An 18,980-nucleotide genomic window follows, 5' to 3' on the forward strand; every position below is an offset into this window, starting at 1 on the left:
GCTCAGCAACAGCGAAAGAATCCTCTATCAAGACGATGCAACCAGGGACCCGGCGTCTTCAGTCTTACAGCCGACTTCATCTGCGGCTCCACTGGCCGCCCGGAACAAAAAGTAGGTGAAGAAGGCGTCATTGATGTTGTTCCCGCCGCTTCAGCCCAAATTTAGTACGGCCACCGGACGTTTCATCGGCTCAAGGAAGAACGACCGCAGCGTGCGGTACAGCCTTGGACGGTCGGCGCCACGAAAGGCGGTGTTTAGTCGCTATTTCATGGTCAGCAGTTCGCGTGCCAGCGAAGCATCGGCGACAACGGAATGTACCAGGCCGGCCGCGATGGCTGCCCCGCATTGCACGGGCTTTCGAGGCGCCATCGCCGACGCTGATAACCTCTGTAATGTTCTTCAGGGCTTCGGCAGGGATGGCAATCGTGCGGTCATTGATGGTGGTGACGCTATTTCCTCCTTCGGCGATCAGAGTGGCAGCCACTTCGCCCACGACGCCCTGGGCCAGCAGACTGTCCGCGTAGCCAAGCTCGCGGGCGGCATCGTAGAGCTGTGAATTGGGCGGATCCCAGCTGCCGACGGCCACACCCTTAGTCACCCGACGAAACCGCGACGTGGCCTCATGGATAAGGAGATCCAGCAGGGCCCGCGGTTTCCGGATCCCGCACATCGATGTGCCCATCAGCAATACGAGCTCCGCATAACGACTCGACGACTTCATGCGCCGGGCAGCCGCCCTCCAAAGGCAACGCCTACGTAGGGCGGCTCGTTCGACGCTCCTCGATACGATGGGGACTGGGGGAGGCCGGAACCATGTCCTTCCTAGCAAAAGGCCTTCGAATCCGGACGTGCGGCGACTCAGCAGGCAGTGCAATTCTGCCTAGGCAGTCCTTGAGGTTCTGCTTAGTGCGTACCCACCTCTGTTGAAAACATTCACTGGGGCAAACTGCAGCCTTATCCTGGGGGCACTGTTATTGGCTGCCCGATCTCTTCGCCTGTCCCGGGCGCCCGCTGCAGCGGCTGCACTGGCGGGACTGGCACTGTTCGTGCTGATTGTCGGCCCGGACGCCAGCGTCCTTCGGGCCGCGCTTATGGGGGCGATCGGGCTGGTATCCCTGTCCGGAGGCCGGACCGGGCGCGGACTCAGCTTCCTCTCGCTTGCGGTGATTGGACTGCTCATGGCGGACCCCGCACTCGGGACCAGCTTCAGTTTCCTCCTGTCCGTGCTGGCAACGCTGGGCATCGTGGTGGCCGGCCCGCGGATCATGGAGTGGCTTCCGCCTGTCGTTCCGCGCTGGCTGGCCGCCGGACTCGCGGTTCCCCTTTCGGCCCAGCTGTTCTGCGGGCCGGTGATTGTCCTGCTGCAGCCCCAGTTTTCGTCCTTCGCGCTGCTGGCGAACATGGTGGCGGCGCCGCTCGTGGCGCCGGTAACCATCCTCGGCACCGCAGCCGTCCCATTGGTGCCGCTGGCCCCGTGGGCAGCTGTCGTTCCCATGGCGGTGGCGGGGGCCTGCGCCGCCGGTGTGGCGGGCGTTGCCAGGTTCTTCTCCGCCCTGCCCGGCGCGGCCCTGCCGTGGCCGGAGGGACCGTTCGGCGCGGCGACGATGGTGGTGCTCTCCGCCTGCACCCTGCTTGCAATGTGGCTCATTCTGCACCCGCGGGCCGTGTGGGCACTGGTCCTGGCGGCGCATCGGAGGACCGTGCATCTGCTGGAGCTTTGGCCCCTGTTTACTGGCTTGGATGAGCGCCGCCGCCGTGGGAGTCTTAGAGGTAATAATCCAATTTCCGGGAGGAACCAAGAGTGGCCGCTGCGCAAAAAGCCCGATCCAAGCCGGCGACGTCAGCGACGGCCACCTGGCGCGATGTGACGCCGGCGCGTGTCGTGCTCATCGGTGGGCCCGAAGAATACCTCGGCATCCGTGCCATGGACCGCGTCAGGTCACAGGTCCGCGCAGCCGAACCGGATGTGGAAATCACCAGGCTCAACGCCGGCAGCTACGAACCCGGGTCGCTCGCCATGAATGTCAGCCCTTCCCTGTTCGGGGAATCGAAGCTCATCGAAGTCGAATCCGCAGAAGCAATGAATGACGCTTTCCTGGCAGACGCCCTCAAATACCTGGCCAACCCCGAACCGGACGCTGTCCTGGTGGTCCGTCACGGCGGCGGGGTCCGGGGCAAGAAGCTGCTTGATGCCATCAAATCCGCCGGCTGGCCCGTGGTCGATTGCCAGCCCCTCAAAAAGGACGCAGACAAGTCGGCGTTCGTTGCCGCGGAGTTCAAGGCCGCCTCGCGGCGGATCGAGCCGGAGGCCGTCCACGCCCTGGTCAATGCGGTGGGCGCCAGTCTTTCGGAACTCGCTGCCGCCTGCAGCCAGCTGATCGCGGACGCAGCCACGGCCGTGGATACGGACATGGTGGACCGGTATTACGGCGGCCGGATCGAGGCAACGGCGTTCAAAGTCGCTGATGCCGCGTTGGCCGGCAACGGCCCACTCGCACTGTCCACCCTTCGCCACGCCCTCGCCACGGGAGCGGACCCCGTGCCGCTGGTGGCCGCACTGGCCGCCAAACTTCGGACTGTCGCCAAAGTGGCCGGGGCACAAGGCTCTTCGGCCCAGATCGCGCGGCAGCTCGGCATGCAGCCTTGGTTGGTGGAACAGGCGCAGCGTGACGTCCGGCGCTGGACGCCCGAGGGCCTGGTCCGCTCCATCCAGGTGACGGCCGAGGCGGACGCCCAGGTCAAGGGCCTCTCCCGGGATCCCGTGTACGCCGTGGAGCACGCCGTCACCGTCATCGCAACGTCGGTCCGCCGAGGCTAGGCCGAAAAGCGGCGTTGCCGCAGCCCGCTCGCCGCAGCCCTTACGCGAAAGCGGCCCCGAGCGGCGTAGGCAGCTGTTAAATGGATGTGGCCGGCACCCCGAGGGGTGCCGGCCACGATCATCAGTTCAGTTGAACTGGAAAACCTTAGAGTGCGTTGACCTTCTTGGAGATCGCCGACTTGCGGTTTGCAGCGTTGTTCTTGTGAAGAACGCCCTTGCTGACAGCCTTATCCAGCTTACGGCCTGCAGCAACCAGCGCAGCAGCAGCGGCATCCTTGTCGGTGGACTCAACGGCGGTGTTGACGGCGCGGATGGCCGTCTTCAGCTCGGACTTGACTGCGTTGTTACGCAGGCGAGCCTTCTCGTTGGTGAGGATGCGCTTCTTCTGGGACTTGATATTAGCCACGTGTGAACTCTCTTTTTAAAGCGGAAAATGGTCTAGAGGGCTTTCAGATTGGCCATTGACTGAGCGGCGTGGGGATACCTATGGCGGCCAACCATCAGTGGCCGTCGACCTGCACGGACACACAGCTGTCAATAATAGCAGACACACGGGACTGCTGCTGGTCCTCCGGTGTTCCCCGTGGTCTTCCGGAGGGGTATCCGTCAGCTCCAGCCGTGCAGCTCACGGAGTGCCGATGAAACACTGTCAAAGCGCTTCCGGTCAAGGACGGCGCCCTCCCTGCGGATGTCAGCAGCGCTGATCTGGAGGATGCGATCCAGTTTCGCTTCGCTGGGCCGGCGCTGCCGGTCCCAGCTGCCGGTGCCGATGTCCACGTAGACGTCGTCGTTTCGGTGGTCCTGGTCGTGGTCCTTGCTGGTGAGCATGAGTCCCAGCAGGTACCGCCCGCGGCTCCCGATCAGCAGTACCGGCCGGTCCTTGCCCTGGGAGTGGTCCTCCTCATACGGGACCCAGGTCCACACCACCTCACCCGGCTCCGGTTTGCCGTTGGGGGAGGGTGCGTAGTTCACGCTCGCGACGCCCTTGAAGTCGCCGGGGTACTTTCCGCTTATTCCGCCGGCAGATCCGCGCGGCGGGGCGGTGGCCCGCGGCGCGCGGACGTGCGGCTGCCCGCCGGGACGCTCTTTGGCCGGGCGCCCTTCCAGGAAGCGAATGGCGGCGCGTACGGCCTTGCCGAGGGAGCGTAGGTTCAGTGCCATGCTGCAACGATACTGCGACTGCCGGGACGGACGGTGAGCGGTGCCGCAGGCCGGGCACGCAAACAATGCACCGACTGGCGGCCGGACGTGGGACACTATAAGTTCACGTGCGGCAGGTCCCGCGATGGCTCCGGCCTTCCTGATCACAGCCGCGAAATGCCAACAGTAAGGACCCTGCGTGTCTCCCATGGCCCGCACCGCCCCGGTGCCCGCCGCAACAGAGCCGGCCATCATCCGGAACTTCTGCATCATTGCGCACATTGACCACGGTAAATCCACTCTGGCCGACCGCATGCTGCAGTACACCGGCGTCGTTAAGTCCCGCGACATGAAGGCCCAGTATCTGGACCGTATGGATATCGAACGTGAGCGCGGCATCACCATCAAGTCCCAGGCTGTCCGCATGCCCTGGGAAGTTGACGGCACCAGCTACGCCCTGAACATGATCGACACCCCCGGCCACGTCGACTTCACCTACGAAGTCTCCCGTTCGCTGGCCGCCTGCGAAGGCGCGGTTCTGCTGGTTGACGCGGCCCAGGGCATCGAAGCCCAGACCCTCGCCAACCTGTACCTGGCGATGGAGAACAACCTCACCATCATTCCGGTCCTGAACAAGATCGACCTTCCCGCGGCCCAGCCCGAGAAGTACGCGGCCGAGCTCGCCAGCCTGATCGGCGGCGACCCGGACGAGGTGCTGCGGGTCTCCGGCAAGACCGGCGCCGGCGTCGAGGTCCTCCTGGACAAGATCGTGAACGACCTGCCGGCCCCGGTGGGCGATCCCAATGCCCCCGCCCGTGCCATGATCTTCGACTCCGTGTACGACACCTACCGCGGCGTGGTCACCTACGTCCGCGTTGTTGACGGCATGCTGCACCCGCGTGAGCGGATCCAGATGATGTCCACGCGCGCCACGCACGAACTCCTCGAAATCGGCGTGAGTTCCCCGGAACCCACGCCGTCCAAGGGCCTGGGCGTCGGCGAAGTGGGTTACCTGATCACCGGTGTGAAGGACGTCCGCCAGTCCAAGGTGGGCGACACTGTCACCAACCTGGCCAAGCCTGCCGCGCAGTCGCTGCCCGGCTATGCGGATGCCAAGCCGATGGTCTTCTCCGGCCTCTACCCGCTGGACGGCACCGACTATCCGGTGCTCCGCGATGCGCTGGAGAAGCTGATGCTCAACGACGCCGCCCTGATCTACGAGCCGGAAACTTCGGCAGCCCTGGGCTTCGGCTTCCGGGTGGGCTTCCTGGGGCTGCTGCACCTGGAAATCACCCGTGAACGGCTCGAACGCGAGTACAACCTGGACCTGATATCCACAGCACCCAACGTGGAGTACGAGGTGACGCTGGAGGACAAGAAGGTTGTCCATGTCACCAACCCCAGTGAATACCCCACCGGCAAGGTCGCCGAAGTCCGCGAGCCGATGGTGTCCGCCACCATCCTGGCGCCGAATGACTTTGTCGGAGCCATCATGGAGTTGTGCCAGAGCCGCCGCGGCATTATGGGCGGCATGGACTACCTGTCCGAGGACCGGGTGGAAATCCGGTACCGCCTGCCGCTGGCCGAAATTGTCTTCGACTTCTTCGACATCCTCAAGTCCAAGACCCGTGGCTACGGCTCACTTGACTGGAAAGCGGACGGCGACCAGGTTGCCGACCTCGTGAAGGTTGACATCATGCTCCAGGGCGAACAGGTGGACGCCTTCAGCGCCATCACCCACCGGGACAAGGCCTACGCCTACGGTGTGATGATGACCGGCAAGCTGCGCGAGCTCATCCCTCGCCAGCAGTTCGAGGTTCCCATCCAGGCCGCCATCGGATCCCGGATCATCGCACGCGAAAGCATCCGCGCCATCCGCAAGGACGTCCTGGCCAAATGCTACGGCGGCGATATTTCCCGTAAGCGCAAACTTCTGGAAAAGCAGAAGGAAGGCAAAAAGCGCATGAAGATGGTGGGCCGCGTTGAGGTTCCTCAGGAAGCCTTCATCGCCGCGCTGACCACCGACGAGTCCAAGGACAAGGCCAAGAAGTAGTGATGACAGTGGCCGGCAACACCGGACGCCCCCGCAATGCCTAGCATTCTCCCCCTCGGCGACCCCGCGCCGTCGGACGGCCTGCTTCCCGCGCAGGCCGCCGACGGCGTTGCCGGGCGGGCATTCGGGCTGTACGTCCACATCCCCTTCTGTGCCGTCCGCTGCGGATACTGCGACTTCAATACCTACACGGCCACGGAACTCGGCGGCGGGGCGTCCCAGGACGCCTATGCCTCCACGGCCATCGCCGAGGTGGAGTTTGCCGCCAAGGCATTGCGGGCCAGCGGACTGCCTGACCGCCGGCTGGGCACGGTCTTTTTCGGCGGCGGCACGCCGACGCTGCTGCCCGCGGAGGACCTGGCCCGCATCCTCACCGCGGCCGTTGCGGAATGGGGGCTGGAGCCCGGCGCCGAAGTCACCACCGAAGCAAACCCGGATTCAGTCACCCCGGAGTCCCTCCATCTGCTGGCTGACGCAGGCTTCACGCGTGTGTCGTTCGGCATGCAGTCCGCCGTCCCGCATGTGCTGAAGGTGCTCGACCGCACCCACACGCCCAGCCGCGTGCCGCAGGTGGTGCAGTGGGCACGGGACGCTGGCCTCGCGGTCAGCCTGGACCTCATCTACGGCACCCCGGGCGAGTCCCTGGAGGACTGGCGGTACTCACTCGAAACCGCCCTGTCCTACGGGCCGGACCACATCAGTGCCTACGCGCTGATTGTGGAGGACGGCACCAAGCTGGCCGCCCAGATCCGCCGCGGCGAAGTTCCCGGAATCGACGACGACGACCATGCCGACAAGTACGAACTCGCGGACGAACTCATCAGCGCCGCCGGCCTCGGCTGGTATGAGGTAAGCAACTGGTCGCGTACGCCGGAACAGGCATGCCGGCACAACCTGGCGTACTGGCGCGGGGATGACTGGTGGGGGATCGGCCCCGGCGCGCATTCGCACGTCGGCGGCGTCCGCTGGTGGAACGTCAAACACCCCACTGCCTACGCGGGCCGGCTCGCCGGCGGCGTGTCGCCGGCAGCCGGCCGGGAGACGCTCGACGCTGAAACCCGGAACGTTGAGCGGGTCATGCTCGAAGCCAGGCTGAGCAGCGGACTCGAGGTTGCCGGGCTGGGATCGTCGGGACGGCATGCCGTTGCGGGGCTGATCGCCGATGGGCTGGTGGACCCCGCCCTGGCGTTCAAGGGCAGGCTCGTCCTCACGCTCAAAGGCAGGCTCCTCGCCGACGCCGTGGTCAGAAGGATCCTTCCCGACTGACTCCGGCTTCGCCGTCCGGCAGCGCCCGGCCTCAGCCGGTTACTTGATCCAGCGCAGGTTGAAGTCGTACCGGTGCGGCTGGCCCCGGTTCACATGGATGCCGGCCGCGACCGAGAAGCAGGTCACGGCGATCCAGATCAGCGTGGCCAGCACCGCGAAGATGTTTCCCACGACCGGAAGCATCACGAGGATGTTGCAGATGACCGCCGCGACGGTGGGAGGCAGGGTGAAATTCAGTGCTTCCTTGGACTCCTGCGCCGTGAACGGCCCGCGCTCCTTGAAGATCAGGTAGATCAGCAGCGACGGGACACATCCAAGGATGCCGCCGAAGTGGGCGAGCGTTGCCCACTGCCGGTCTTCGTTGGCCGTCAGCGGCAGTGCGTTGGCGGGGACACCATGATACTGGGGCTGGCCATGGCCGGCCTGGTTGTCCCTTTGTTCACGTGCGTCTTCTGCCACGGTGTCGTCCTTCGGATTGCAGTGGTGCGGTGGTTCCCGGAAAAGCGGACGCTGCCACAACAGCAACAACCGCCGTATCAAGAATACTGGGTCAGGGGTGCATTCGGAGAGTCCACCGGCCCCTTACGGCACGGTGAGGAAGTCGATGACCTCTTCCACCCGGCCCAGCAGGGACGGTTCCAGGTCCGCGTAGCTGCGGACGGCCCCCAGCAGCTTCTGCCAGCCCAGGCCGATGTCTTCCTTTGTCTCGTGCGGCCAGCCGAAGGCCGTCAGGATTCCGGTCTTCCAGTCGACGCCGCGCGGTATAACCGGCCACGCGTCAATGCCGAGCACTGCGGGGCGGATCGCCTGCCACACATCCACGTAGGGGTGGCCGACGATCAGCACGTTGCCCGCGGCGCCGGGGGACGCCATGACGGCGTCGGCGATCCGCGACTCCTTTGAGTTGGCCACGAGGTGGTCAACCAGCACCCCCAGCCGCCGGCCGGGGCCCGGACGGAACGCGGCAACCGCCGCCGTGAGGTCGTCGATGCCGTGCAGAGGCTCGACGACGATGCCCTCCACGCGGAGGTCGTCACCCCAGACCTTTTCCACGAGTTCGGCATCGTGCTTGCCTTCCACCCAGATGCGGCTTGCCTTGGCCACCTGCGCGCGATGGCCGGCCACCCGCACCGACCCGGAGGCCGTCCGGTTGGATCCGGCGGGGGCTGCCTGCGCGCGGGGAGCAGGCGGCATCAGCCGGATGGGCAGGCCCTCCAGGAGGAACCCGTAGCCGAGGCGGAAGGTGCGCGACTTGCCGCGCCGGTCCTCCAGGGCCACAACATGCATGCCGCCCGACTTCTCCACCCTGGTGACAGCGCCCACCCAGCCGGACTGCACGTCTTCAAGCACCATGCCGCGTTCAACCGGAACTTCGGGAAGCTCGGATTTCCGGGGAGCCGTGATGTCCTGCGGGCCCCAGTTCTGGTACGACATCCGATACACACTGCCTTGCACTAGGAGGAGGGAACCAGGGCGGCCGTGCCTTCATTTTTCCGCACGTCCGGTTCCGCGCCGGAGTTTCGCCCGGAGCGGTACCAATGCTAACAACGCGGCGACTCATATTAGACTGGTTAGCACTTAGACATGACGAGTGCTAACGGGTGACGGGATATGCGCCTGGCGCAATGCCGGGACATGGCACGGGAAAGCCGATCGGAGGTGGAGAATGAGCGAACCACGCAAGCTTGAAGTACTGCGCGCCATCGTGGAGGACTACGTCCATTCCCGCGAACCTGTGGGCTCCAAGGCGCTGGTGGAAAGGCACCATCTGGGTGTCTCCAGTGCCACCATCCGCAACGACATGGCGGCGTTGGAGGACGAGGGCCTGATCACGGCGCCGCATACCAGTGCCGGCCGCATCCCCACGGACAAGGGCTACCGGCTCTTCGTTGACCAGATCTCCGCGGTCAAGCCGCTGTCGCAGGCAGAACGGCGGGCCATCCAGACGCTACTGGAAGGGTCCGACGACCTGGACGATGTCCTGGAACGCACCGTGCGGCTGCTGTCGCAGCTGACCAACCAGGTGGCGGTGGTCCAGTACCCACACCTTAGCCGTGCCATGGTGCGGCACATCGAGTTCGTGCTGCTGGCACCGCGGCAGGTCCTGATCGTGCTGATTGCGGACACCGGAAAAGTCGAACAGCGGGTCATTGACGTCGGGCAGGCCCTCGGCGACGACGCCCTCGGCGGCCTTCGCACACGGTTCCTGAAGAGCCTTTCCGGCACACCGCTGAGCCTTCTCCCGCAGGCGCTGCCCGCCGTCGTCGCCGCGTGTGAACCGTCACGCCGGCATGCCGCCCAGGCGCTGGCGCGAGGCCTCGACGCCCTGGCCAGCAGCACCCGCGAGGAGCGGATGGTCATGGCCGGAACCGCCAACCTCGCACGATCCAATGTTGACTTCCCGCTGAGCATCGGCCCGGTCCTCGAGGCACTCGAAGAACAGGTGGTCATGCTCCGCCTGCTCAGCGAAATGGCGGAGGACCCCCGTGGCGTCACCGTCAGCATCGGCCGCGAGAATCCGTACGACGGACTCGCCGAGGCCTCGGTGGTGGCTACCGGCTACGGCCCCGGCTCCAGTGCCAAGGTTGGCGTCCTTGGCCCCACCCGGATGGACTATCCCACCACCATGGCCGCGGTCCGGGCCGTGGCACGCTACCTTTCCAGGATCCTCGGACCTTGACCGGTCCTTCATCACCCAACCAGGCCTCCGTTTCCCGGCTTGCGGGGTGCGGCAGCAGCATCACAGGCAGTACAACCAGGAAGAGATACGAACTTTGAGCAGCCACTACGACGTTCTTGGAGTCTCACCCGAAGCGACGGGCGAAGAGATCAAGAAAGCCTACCGAAAGCTTGCGCGAACCCTGCACCCGGACGTTAACCCCGGCGAGGATGCCTCGGACCGCTTCAAGGCTGTCACGCACGCCTATGAAGTGCTGTCCGACCCGCAGAAACGCCGTGTCTACGACACCACCGGCAACGAGAACGGCACGGACAACGGCTTCGGCGGTGCCGGCTACTCGGGCCAGGGCTTCGCCTTCCAGGACATCTTCGACACCTTCTTCGGAGCGGGCGGCTCAGCCGGGCCCGCTTCGCGCGTCCGCCGCGGCCAGGACGCCCTGATCAGCGTCCGCATCGACCTTCGCGACGCCGTCTTCGGCGTCAACAAGAAGCTTGAGGTCGACACAGCCGTAACGTGCCCCACCTGCGAGGGTTCCTGCTGCCAGCCCGGAACCCACCCCGAGCGCTGCGACATCTGCGGCGGCAGCGGCCAGGTACAGCGGGCCGTCCGCTCCATCCTGGGCCAGGTCATGACAGCCGCCCCCTGCGGCTCCTGCGAAGGCTTCGGAACCGTCATCAAGGATCCCTGCAACGAGTGCAACGGCCAGGGCCGCATCCGCAGCCGCCGTTCACTGACGGTCAAGGTCCCTGCCGGCGTAGCCACCGGAACCCGCATCCAGCTGGGCGGCCAGGGCGAAGCCGGGCCTGCCGGCGGCCCCTCCGGCGACCTGTACGTGGAGATCCGGGTCAACAATGACGCCACCTACGTGCGTGACGGCGACGACCTTCACGCCACCCTGCACATCCCGATGACCGCCGCAGCCCTGGGCACCGAACTCAGCCTGGACACGTTCGACGGGCAGCAGGAAATCGACGTCAAGGCGGGCACCCAGTCCGGTGAGGTCATCACCCTGCGCGGGCTCGGCGTCACCCATCTCCGGGGCTACGGCCGCGGCGACTTGAAGGTCCACCTGCAGGTCGAGACCCCGGCCAAGCTCGATGCCGCACAGGAAGACCTCCTCCGCCAGCTGGCCAAACTCCGGGGCGAGCAGTACACCGAGGGCAAACTCACCGCCAGCGGCGGTGTGTTCGCCAAGCTGCGGGACCGGTTCGGTAACCTGTAGCGGTGAGCAACCCGGTCTTTTTCGCGACCCCAGGAGCACTGGACCAGCAGGTTCCCGGGTCGCAGTACGTCCTTCAGGGAGCCGAAGCCCGGCACGCCGTCACCGTCAAGCGGATTTCCGTAGGGGAATCCGTTGACATAGCCGACGGCGCCGGCAAAAGGCTGACCGGGACCGTCGTCGCCGTCGGCCAAGGCGAGCTGACCGTGGAGTGCGCGGCGCTCGAAACCGAAGAGCGCCCGGACCTGCGCCTTGTCCTGGTTCAGGCGCTGGCGAAGGGCGACCGCGACGAACTTGCCGCGGAGACCGCCACCGAACTGGGAATCGATGCGGTCATCCCGTGGCAATCGGAACGCTCCATCGTCCGGTGGAAAGGTGAGCGGGCCGCCAAGGCGCATGCCAAGTGGCAGTCCGTGGTGACCGCAGCGGCCAAACAGGCGCGCCGGGCCTGGATTCCCGAGGTCCGTGCCGCCGTCGACGGTGCAGGTTTGCAGGCCGCCGTCGCCGCGGCGGACCTGGCCATCATCCTCCATGAGGATGCCGTCCGGCCGCTCCGCGCTGTTCTGGAGTCCTGGCGCGACGGTGACAGCGACGGCGGGACGGGTGGTCCCGGGCCGCGTGAAATCCTGCTCATTGTCGGGCCGGAAGGCGGAATCAGTCCGCGGGAGGTCACCAAGCTGTGCAGCGCCGGTGCGGTGACGGCACTGCTGGGCCACCACGTGCTCAGGTCTTCCACGGCGGGACCGGCCGCCACGGTTCTCGCCAGCGATATCCTGGGACGCTGGTAGCAGCGTCCGCTGATTCAGGGGTGTTGCCGTGAAACGCTCAGGTGCTACTCAACCGTGAAGCCGCGCGTGTCCACGTTCATTTCACGGTCGGGCGTCCCGGGATCGATCTGGGAAACGCGGACTTCATAGTTTCCCGGTGCGAGATTGACGTTCAGGGAGAAGAGCCCGGACTGCGTCGCCTCGGCCGAGGCCGTGACGTCACCGCTCAGATAGGCCGCCCTGTCGGTGCCGCCTTCGACCTTCAGGATCTTCCACCGGAGCTTGGCCCCGGGGAGCGTGCTTCGTCCGCTGATTTTGACGCTACCGTCAGCAACGCCCACACCTTCCTGTGGATCAATGATCCAGACCGGCGCCACCATGCCCGCGCCGCGTGGAGTAGGCGTACCCAGCCTGACGTGGTTGAACGCGAGGTAATCAGTGTGGCCGTCGACGAGGATTACCACCTGGATCTGCTGGCCGGAGTCCACCAGCCCCGAGCTCGCACCGGCAGCCGTCGCTGTGTACACCAGCTGCTGGATGGCCCGCTTTGCCATGTCGTCGTCGAGATTGCTGTTGAAGGCGTCCGGCGAGACATCCACCGTGATCACGTTCTTGCCGGAGATTGAGGTGGCAAGCTTCTTCGGGTTCTGCCACGGGGTGAAGAAATCCGGATCCAGCGGCTTCTGGGACATCATCGAACGCAGCGCCCGCGTGACGGGGTTTTCCTGCTCGGGGACGTCCCGGAATTCACGGTAGAGGAAGACGTTTTCGTTGCTGCGGCCGATCCAGTACACCGGAGCCTTGTTCGAAGCCTGCGTGGTCTCCAGCGGTGCACTCGTGGTGGGAACGCCGGCGGTGGCGGACCCGGTCATGGCCTGGGGCGTGCTGGCGGCGGTTGTTTCGGGCGGCTGCGGAGTGGCCACACAGCCGGAGAGTACCAGGGCGGCGGGCAGCACAAACAGGAGCGCTGCGGAGCGTGCCCGACTGCCTCCCGCTGTGTTCCGGCGTCGTGGATTCCAGATCTCCATGGTGCTTCCGGGTTCCTCCGCCCTGTCCGTGTAAACGTGGTACGTGTAAACGTGCCTGTGTCGCACTCTGCGATGGATTCCAGCATTACATGGAGTCTCCGGCCCCCAGCGGCGTTTACGGACGGTCGGCCGAACTGCAACGGGAACGATATGAGGCCGATACGAAGTTGATACCTAATGACGGGAACCTGCAACGAAACGGTTGCACCCGGAACACCGGACGGCAACGGTCCGAGGCTCCCGCACGGTGTACTGGCGTAAGATGGAAGGACTCGGCCCGGCACGGAGCCCGACGCTGACGCAGCGAAGGCGAACTGATCAGGCAGAGCGACAAATTTCCTAACTGGAGGGGACCAGAGGCCCGCAGGCCGGCACCATGACTGAAGCAACAAACGGAAGGCCCCGGTTCAGCTCCGGTGAGCGCACCACAGGTGAATTTCCCCATAGTCTTCCCGGTGTCCGGACGGAGGTGGTCATCTTTGACAACTCCGAACAGATGGTTCAGTCCCTGGGCAGCCACGACGAGGCCCTCCGTTTCATTGAGGAACAGTTCCCCGCAGTCGACTTCCACGTCCGCGGCAACGAACTGGCCATCAGCGGCCCCGCCGCGGACGTTCCCCGGATCATGCGCCTCCTCCACGAAGTGCGGGGGCTCGTAGACCGGGGAACGGTCATCACGCCGGCAGTCCTCCAACAGCTCGCGGCCCTGCTCCGGAGCCAGTCGCTCCAAAACCCGGTTGAGGTGCTGACGTACAACATCCTGTCCAGCCGCGGCAAGACGATCAGGCCGAAGACGCTGAACCAGAAGAACTACGTGGACGCGATCGACGCCAACACAGTGATCTTTGGCATCGGCCCCGCCGGTACCGGCAAGACCTTCCTAGCGATGGCAAAGGCTGTCCAGGCCCTGCAGCAGAAGGAAGTCAGCCGCATTATCCTCACCCGGCCCGCTGTCGAGGCCGGCGAACGGCTGGGCTTCCTGCCCGGGACCCTCAGCGACAAGATCGACCCCTACCTGCGGCCGCTTTACGACGCCCTCCACGACATGATGGATCCCGAGTCCATTCCCCGGCTGATGGCGGCGGGCACCATCGAAGTGGCCCCGCTGGCGTACATGCGCGGGCGCACCCTTAACGACGCCTTCATCATCCTCGATGAGGCCCAGAACACGACGCCGGAACAGATGAAGATGTTCCTGACGAGGCTCGGGTTCGGCTCCAAAATGGTGGTCACCGGGGACGTTACCCAGGTAGACCTGCCCTTCGGCACCCGTTCCGGGCTCCGGATCGTGGAGGAAATCCTGCAGGGCATCGACGACGTGAACTTCAGCGTCCTGGATGCCTCGGACGTGGTCCGCCACCGGCTTGTCGGCGACATTGTCAATGCCTACGGCATTTGGGACGAGGCACAGAGGAACCGGGTGAAGCATTCCGTGACCCGGGAGAAGCGGGGAGAGCACGCATGAGCATCGAAGTAAACAACGAATCCGGCGTCCAGGTTGATGAAGCCCAACTGGTTGCCTTGGCCCGGTTCGTTTTCGAACGCCTGTACATCCATCCCCAGGCCGAGCTGTCCATCCTGCTGGTGGACGAGCCCGCCATGGAAAAGCTCCACATTGAACTGATGGACGAACCCGGCGCCACGGACGTTCTCTCTGTTCCCATGGACGAACTGACACCGGGCACACCGGACAAGCCGACTCCGCAGGGCATGCTTGGCGACATTGCCGTCTGCCCGCAGGTGGCCGAGGTCCAGGCTAAGAACGCCGGACATTCCACCCAGGACGAGATGCTGCTGCTTACGACGCACGGAATTCTGCATCTGCTGGGCTATGACCACGCCGACCCCGAGGAAAAAGAAGAGATGTTCGGCCTCCAGCGTGAACTGCTTGAGGGCTTCACCGGTAAAGAAGCCCCGTCTGAGACGATTCAGTGACCCCACTGATCCTTGTTGGCATGGCGCTGGTTTTCCTTAGTTTCGCAGCCCTGCTGACCGCGGCCGAGTCCGCTTTTAACTTTTTGCCCCGGCACGACGCCGAAGAAGCCATGCTCCGAGGCAACGGCCAGGCCCTGAAACGTATTCTGGACCAGCCCGTGGCCCACATGCGCTCCCTGAGGTTCTGGCGGATCTGGTTCGAAATGGCCTCGGCGGTGGCAGTCGCCGTGCTGCTGCACAGCCTGTTGGACAGTGTGTGGCTCGCCGGGCTTGCCGCCACCGGCATCATGGCCGTCGTGGGCTTCGTGATCGTGGGGGTTTCACCGCGGCAGCTGGGCCGCGCCCACGCAGCCGGCGTCGCCGGGTTCACCGCACCGATCATCCGCTTCCTGTGCTGGGTGCTGGGCCCCATTCCGGGGTGGCTTGTCGCCCTCGGAAGTGTGGTGGCTCCGGGCGCCGGCGGCGGTGATGAGGCTTCCTTCAGTGAAGAGGAGTTCCGCGAACTGGTGGACCGCGCCACTGAATCGGACATGATCGAAGACAACGAGGCGGAACTGATCCAGTCGGTGTTCGACTTCGGCGACACCCTGGTCCGGGCCGTGATGGTGCCCCGGACGGACATCCTCAGCATTGACGCCGGTTCGAGCCTGCACCGCGCCATGTCCCTTTTCCTGCGGTCGGGATACTCCCGGATCCCCGTCATCGGCGACAACACGGACCAGATCCTGGGCATCGTGTACCTCAAGGATGTTGCCGCGGCCCTGCACGGCCTCGGCCCGGGCGAGGAACCGCCCCTTGTGGACGAACTCGCCCGCGAAGTCCGTTACGTGCCGGAGTCCAAGCAGGTCAGTGACCTGCTCCGTGAACTGCAGAAGGAATCCACGCACGTGGCCATCGTGATTGACGAATACGGCGGAACGGCGGGCCTGGTCACGCTCGAGGACCTCATCGAGGAAATCGTCGGCGAGATCGTGGATGAATACGACACGGAGAGCGCCGAGGCCGTTGCCCTTGGTGACGGCAGCTACCGCGTCAGTGCACGGATGAGCATCGATGACCTCGGTGAGCTTTTTGATATGGAACTCGACGACGACGAAGTGGACACCGTTGGCGGCCTGCTGGCCAAAGCCCTCGGCAGGGTTCCCATCGTAGGGAGCGCCGTTGTGGTTCACGGCGTCTCGCTGCGCGCGGAGCGCCTGGAGGGCCGCCGCAACAGGGTCAGCCATATCATCGCAGCGCCCGTTGCAAAGGGCGCCGTTCCAGAAGAAACTGACCTTGAAGACCTACTCGACGAGGCCGAAACAACGCAACAGGGAGTTCCACGTGAGCAAGCAGAATAAAGCGGACGGCGGCGAGGCCTTTGGCGGCTTCCGTGCCGGATTTTCGATCCTCGTGGGCAGGCCCAACGCAGGAAAGTCCACACTGACGAATGCCCTGGTGGGCAAAAAAGTGGCCATCACGTCGGCGAAGCCGCAGACCACGCGCCACACCATCAGGGGGATCGTCCACCGGGATGACGCCCAGCTGATCCTGGTCGACACCCCGGGCCTGCACCGGCCCAGGACGCTGCTCGGCAAACGCCTCAACGATCTTGTTGCCGACACGTTGTCCGAAGTGGACGCCATCGGCTTCTGCCTGCCTGCCAACGAAAAGATCGGCCCCGGTGACCGCTTTATTGCCGCCCAGTTGGCTGCCGTCGGCAACAAGCCCATCATCGCCATCGTCACCAAGGCCGACCTGGTGGACCGGCAGGCACTGACCGAGCAACTGCTTGCGGTAGCAGCCCTTGGCCGCGAAGTCCTCGGCGAGGACGGATGGAAGGACATTGTTCCGGTGTCCGCAACGGACGGTTTCCAGGTGGGCACCGTGGCGGATGTCCTCATCAGCCACATGCCGCCGTCGCAGCCTCTTTACCCGGACGGGCACCTGACGGACGAGCCCGAAGCCGTTATGGTGGCCGAGCTGATCCGTGAAGCCGCCCTGGAGGGCGTCCGGGACGAGCTTCCGCACTCCCTGGCCGTAGTGGTGGAGGAGATCGTGCCCCGCGAGGGCCGGCCCGAGGACAGCCCGTTCCTTGACGTCCGGGTGAACCTCTACGTCGAACGACCGTCCCAGAAAGCGATCATCATCGGCAAGGGCGGCGCCCGGCTGAGGGAAGTCGGCACCACCGCCCGCAAAGGGATCGAAGCGCTGCTCGGAACGAGGATCTACCTCGACCTGCACGTCAAGGTAGCCAAGGACTGGCAGCGGGATCCGAAGCAGCTGGTAAAGCTCGGTTTCTAGCACCGCCAGCGGTTCCCGACAGCCCGCCGGTCCGCCGCCGGCGGGCTGCCTTGCAGGCTGCCGGTCCGGGGCATCGGGCATTCTCCCAGTCTCGGCCACTAAAATGGACCGAACCCCATTTTTTAGAGGAAGGTAACACCACGTGGTGCGACGCCGAGACACACCCGGACAAGGCGCTGGTTCGCCAGTGTCCGACGCCGCCGCCCGGCACTCGGATAACAAGGCCATGGGCCCCGCCCGGCACTTGGGCGCCATGCGCGGCAAGCCTGCCTGGCTCAAGGTGGCAACTGCCGTCCTTGCCCTCGTCCTGGTGGGCGGCCTGGCCTTCGCCGCCTTCTGGGTGGTCCGCTTTCAGATGAACATCAGCAAGGCACCGCTGGGGGCCGGAAGCAACCGGACGGAGGAGCCGGTCAACGACTCCAAGGACCGGATGCAGATCCTGATCCTGGGCTCGGACACCCGCGACGGCAAGAACTCGGACTACGGCACCTCTGAGGATTCCACGGGCTATGGCCAGTCGGACGTCATGATGATGATGGACATCTCGGCGGACAACAAGCGGGTCAGCGTGATCAGCTTCCCGCGTGACCTGCTGGTGGACATTCCGGAGTGCACCGACCAGAAGACGAAACAGGTGTTCCCCGCCCAGAGCGGCGTGATGATCAACGAAGCCATGAAGCAGGCCGGCATCGGCTGTGCCGTGGATACGGTGAACAAAATCACCGGACTGGAAATCGACCACTTCATGATGGCGGATTTCAACGCGGTCAAGGAGCTCTCCAACGCTGTGGGCGGCGTGGAAGTCTGCATCAGCGACGCGGTTTACGACCCCGACTCCAGGCTCCGCCTCCCCGCCGGGAATTCGCAGGTGCAGGGTGAGCAGGCGCTGGCGTTCCTGCGGACCAGGCATGCCTTCGCGGACGGCGGCGACCTGGGCCGCATCAAGGCGCAGCAGGGCTTCCTGTCGTCGCTGACCCGGAAGATCAAGGATGACGGCACGTTGTCCGATCCCCAGAAGATGCTGAAAATTGCCGACGTCGTGACGCAGAACCTCACCGTTGACGATGGATTGGCGTCCGTTCCGTCGCTGCTGACCATCGGCAACCGGCTCAAGAACATTGACATCAGCAAGGTCGCGTTTGCGGCCGTGCCGACCACCCCTGCGCCCGCCGACCCCAACAGGCTGGCCGTTGCCGAGCCGGCCGCATCCCAGCTCTTCGCCGCGCTGCGCAAGGACATTGACCTGACCGACCCGACGGCAACCCCGACGCCCACGGCCGAACCGAGCGAGTCAGCCCCCGCGCCCTCGCCGTCGACACCGACGGAGACCGCGCCGCCCGCCTACGACAAGGCGCTGCAGCCGGTGACCGTTGCGAACGGAACGGGCGTACCGGCACGGGCCCAGGAAATCACCCAGGCGATCATTGCCGGCGGCTTCACCCAGGTGGCTGAGCTCGTGGCGCAGCCTATCGAAAAGACGGCCGTCTACTATGGACCGGGCTTTGAGGACGTGGCGGCGGACGTCGCGGCGTTGATGGACATTCCGGCCACGCAGGTCCTTCCCGCGGCCGGCGTCAGTGGCGTGCAGGTCTATCTGGGTACGGACTTCATGTCCGGCACCAAGATGGGCGTGGCCCTCCCGACCGACATCGTGAACCAGACGGCCGGGGACACTGTGTGCCAGCAGGCCAACCCGGAGCTGATCACCCGCTAGCGCACCGGCAAAAAACTGAAGGCCTGCGGGGCCGGCCACTCTTCGTGGCCGGCCCCGCAGGCCTTTTTCGCGGCCGG

Annotated in this window: 18 protein-coding genes; 12 read left to right on the top strand and 6 right to left on the bottom strand. The window is 65.2% G+C overall.

Going from position 1 to position 18,980, the window contains the following annotated elements; genetic code table 11:
• Nucleotides 1-190: 190 nt before the first annotated feature.
• Nucleotides 191-721 (bottom strand): sugar-binding domain-containing protein, encoded by a 531-nt coding sequence (locus AB0N24_RS04975; protein ID WP_364121256.1) that lies wholly within the window; start codon nt 719-721, stop codon nt 191-193.
• A gap of 202 nt (nt 722-923) precedes the next feature.
• Between AB0N24_RS04975 and AB0N24_RS04980 the strand changes: the two genes are divergently transcribed.
• Together AB0N24_RS04980 and holA are read left to right on the top strand one after the other, a co-directional pair.
• Nucleotides 924-1,868: a ComEC/Rec2 family competence protein gene (locus AB0N24_RS04980; protein WP_364121259.1), complete on the top strand. Its 945-nt coding sequence runs from the start codon at nt 924-926 to the stop codon at nt 1,866-1,868.
• The gene (holA, locus tag AB0N24_RS04985) at nt 1,802-2,818 is read left to right on the top strand and encodes a DNA polymerase III subunit delta (RefSeq protein ID WP_364121262.1); all 1,017 of its coding nucleotides are present in this window, start codon (nt 1,802-1,804) and stop codon (nt 2,816-2,818) included. The genes AB0N24_RS04980 and holA overlap by 67 nt, the downstream gene beginning before the upstream one ends.
• Before the next feature lie 145 nt (nt 2,819-2,963).
• Here the strand turns inward: holA and rpsT are convergent, their stop codons facing one another.
• Both rpsT and AB0N24_RS04995 read right to left on the bottom strand, forming a co-directional pair.
• A complete protein-coding gene (gene rpsT, locus AB0N24_RS04990; RefSeq protein WP_090581023.1) occupies nt 2,964-3,224 on the bottom strand; it encodes a 30S ribosomal protein S20 in 261 nt (86 codons plus the stop codon).
• Between the two features lie 200 nt (nt 3,225-3,424).
• Nucleotides 3,425-3,979, bottom strand: a complete 555-nt coding sequence (locus tag AB0N24_RS04995) for a type II toxin-antitoxin system PemK/MazF family toxin (RefSeq protein ID WP_364121265.1) — start codon at nt 3,977-3,979, stop codon at nt 3,425-3,427.
• 178 nt (nt 3,980-4,157) lie between these two features.
• Here AB0N24_RS04995 and lepA point away from each other — a divergent pair, with 178 nt between their 5' ends.
• Together lepA and hemW are read left to right on the top strand one after the other, a co-directional pair.
• The gene (lepA, locus tag AB0N24_RS05000) at nt 4,158-6,011 is read left to right on the top strand and encodes a translation elongation factor 4 (protein ID WP_364121268.1); all 1,854 of its coding nucleotides are present in this window, start codon (nt 4,158-4,160) and stop codon (nt 6,009-6,011) included.
• Nucleotides 6,012-6,047: 36 nt separating this feature from the next.
• Nucleotides 6,048-7,277: a radical SAM family heme chaperone HemW gene (gene hemW / locus AB0N24_RS05005; RefSeq protein WP_364121271.1), complete on the top strand. Its 1,230-nt coding sequence runs from the start codon at nt 6,048-6,050 to the stop codon at nt 7,275-7,277.
• Between the two features lie 39 nt (nt 7,278-7,316).
• Here hemW and AB0N24_RS05010 read toward each other — a convergent pair whose 3' ends face one another.
• Nucleotides 7,317-7,736, bottom strand: a complete 420-nt coding sequence (locus AB0N24_RS05010) for a DUF4870 domain-containing protein (protein WP_364121273.1) — start codon at nt 7,734-7,736, stop codon at nt 7,317-7,319.
• 123 nt (nt 7,737-7,859) lie between these two features.
• The gene (locus AB0N24_RS05015) at nt 7,860-8,711 is read right to left on the bottom strand and encodes a DUF3097 domain-containing protein (protein WP_364121276.1); all 852 of its coding nucleotides are present in this window, start codon (nt 8,709-8,711) and stop codon (nt 7,860-7,862) included.
• Nucleotides 8,712-8,943: 232 nt separating this feature from the next.
• On the opposite strand from AB0N24_RS05015, the gene hrcA reads away from it, so the two are divergent.
• The 3 genes from hrcA to AB0N24_RS05030 all read left to right on the top strand — a co-directional run bounded on the left by hrcA (nt 8,944) and on the right by AB0N24_RS05030 (nt 11,964).
• On the top strand, nt 8,944-9,957 hold the full coding sequence (gene hrcA / locus AB0N24_RS05020; RefSeq protein WP_364121278.1) for a heat-inducible transcriptional repressor HrcA: 1,014 nt from the start codon (nt 8,944-8,946) through the stop codon (nt 9,955-9,957).
• A 94-nt stretch (nt 9,958-10,051) separates the two neighbouring features.
• A complete protein-coding gene (dnaJ, locus tag AB0N24_RS05025; RefSeq protein ID WP_104172966.1) occupies nt 10,052-11,179 on the top strand; it encodes a molecular chaperone DnaJ in 1,128 nt (375 codons plus the stop codon).
• Nucleotides 11,180-11,181: 2 nt separating this feature from the next.
• Nucleotides 11,182-11,964, top strand: a complete 783-nt coding sequence (locus AB0N24_RS05030) for a 16S rRNA (uracil(1498)-N(3))-methyltransferase (RefSeq protein WP_364121281.1) — start codon at nt 11,182-11,184, stop codon at nt 11,962-11,964.
• 44 nt (nt 11,965-12,008) lie between these two features.
• On the opposite strand, the gene AB0N24_RS05035 is transcribed toward AB0N24_RS05030, so the two are convergent.
• Nucleotides 12,009-12,971, bottom strand: a complete 963-nt coding sequence (locus AB0N24_RS05035; protein WP_364121284.1) for a GerMN domain-containing protein — start codon at nt 12,969-12,971, stop codon at nt 12,009-12,011.
• Between the two features lie 376 nt (nt 12,972-13,347).
• Between AB0N24_RS05035 and AB0N24_RS05040 the strand changes: the two genes are divergently transcribed.
• The 5 genes from AB0N24_RS05040 (at nt 13,348) to AB0N24_RS05060 (ending at nt 18,903) form a co-directional block, all read left to right on the top strand.
• Entirely contained in the window at nt 13,348-14,436 is a 1,089-nt protein-coding gene (locus tag AB0N24_RS05040) for a PhoH family protein (protein WP_364121286.1), read from the top strand.
• Nucleotides 14,433-14,906 carry an rRNA maturation RNase YbeY gene (ybeY, locus tag AB0N24_RS05045; protein ID WP_214951393.1) on the top strand — a complete coding sequence of 158 codons (474 nt, stop codon included), beginning with the start codon at nt 14,433-14,435 and terminating at the stop codon, nt 14,904-14,906. Before AB0N24_RS05040 ends, ybeY begins: the two co-directional genes overlap by 4 nt.
• Nucleotides 14,903-16,246: a hemolysin family protein gene (locus AB0N24_RS05050; protein ID WP_364121290.1), complete on the top strand. Its 1,344-nt coding sequence runs from the start codon at nt 14,903-14,905 to the stop codon at nt 16,244-16,246. The genes ybeY and AB0N24_RS05050 overlap by 4 nt, the downstream gene beginning before the upstream one ends.
• Nucleotides 16,230-17,189, top strand: a complete 960-nt coding sequence (era, locus tag AB0N24_RS05055; RefSeq protein WP_214951388.1) for a GTPase Era — start codon at nt 16,230-16,232, stop codon at nt 17,187-17,189. The genes AB0N24_RS05050 and era overlap by 17 nt, the downstream gene beginning before the upstream one ends.
• A 226-nt stretch (nt 17,190-17,415) precedes the next feature.
• Nucleotides 17,416-18,903 carry an LCP family protein gene (locus AB0N24_RS05060; RefSeq protein ID WP_364121635.1) on the top strand — a complete coding sequence of 496 codons (1,488 nt, stop codon included), beginning with the start codon at nt 17,416-17,418 and terminating at the stop codon, nt 18,901-18,903.
• Nucleotides 18,904-18,980 lie beyond the last annotated feature (77 nt).

Origin of the sequence: Arthrobacter sp. NPDC093128 (assembly GCF_040683875.1) — a bacterium.
GTDB lineage: Bacteria > Actinomycetota > Actinomycetes > Actinomycetales > Micrococcaceae > Arthrobacter.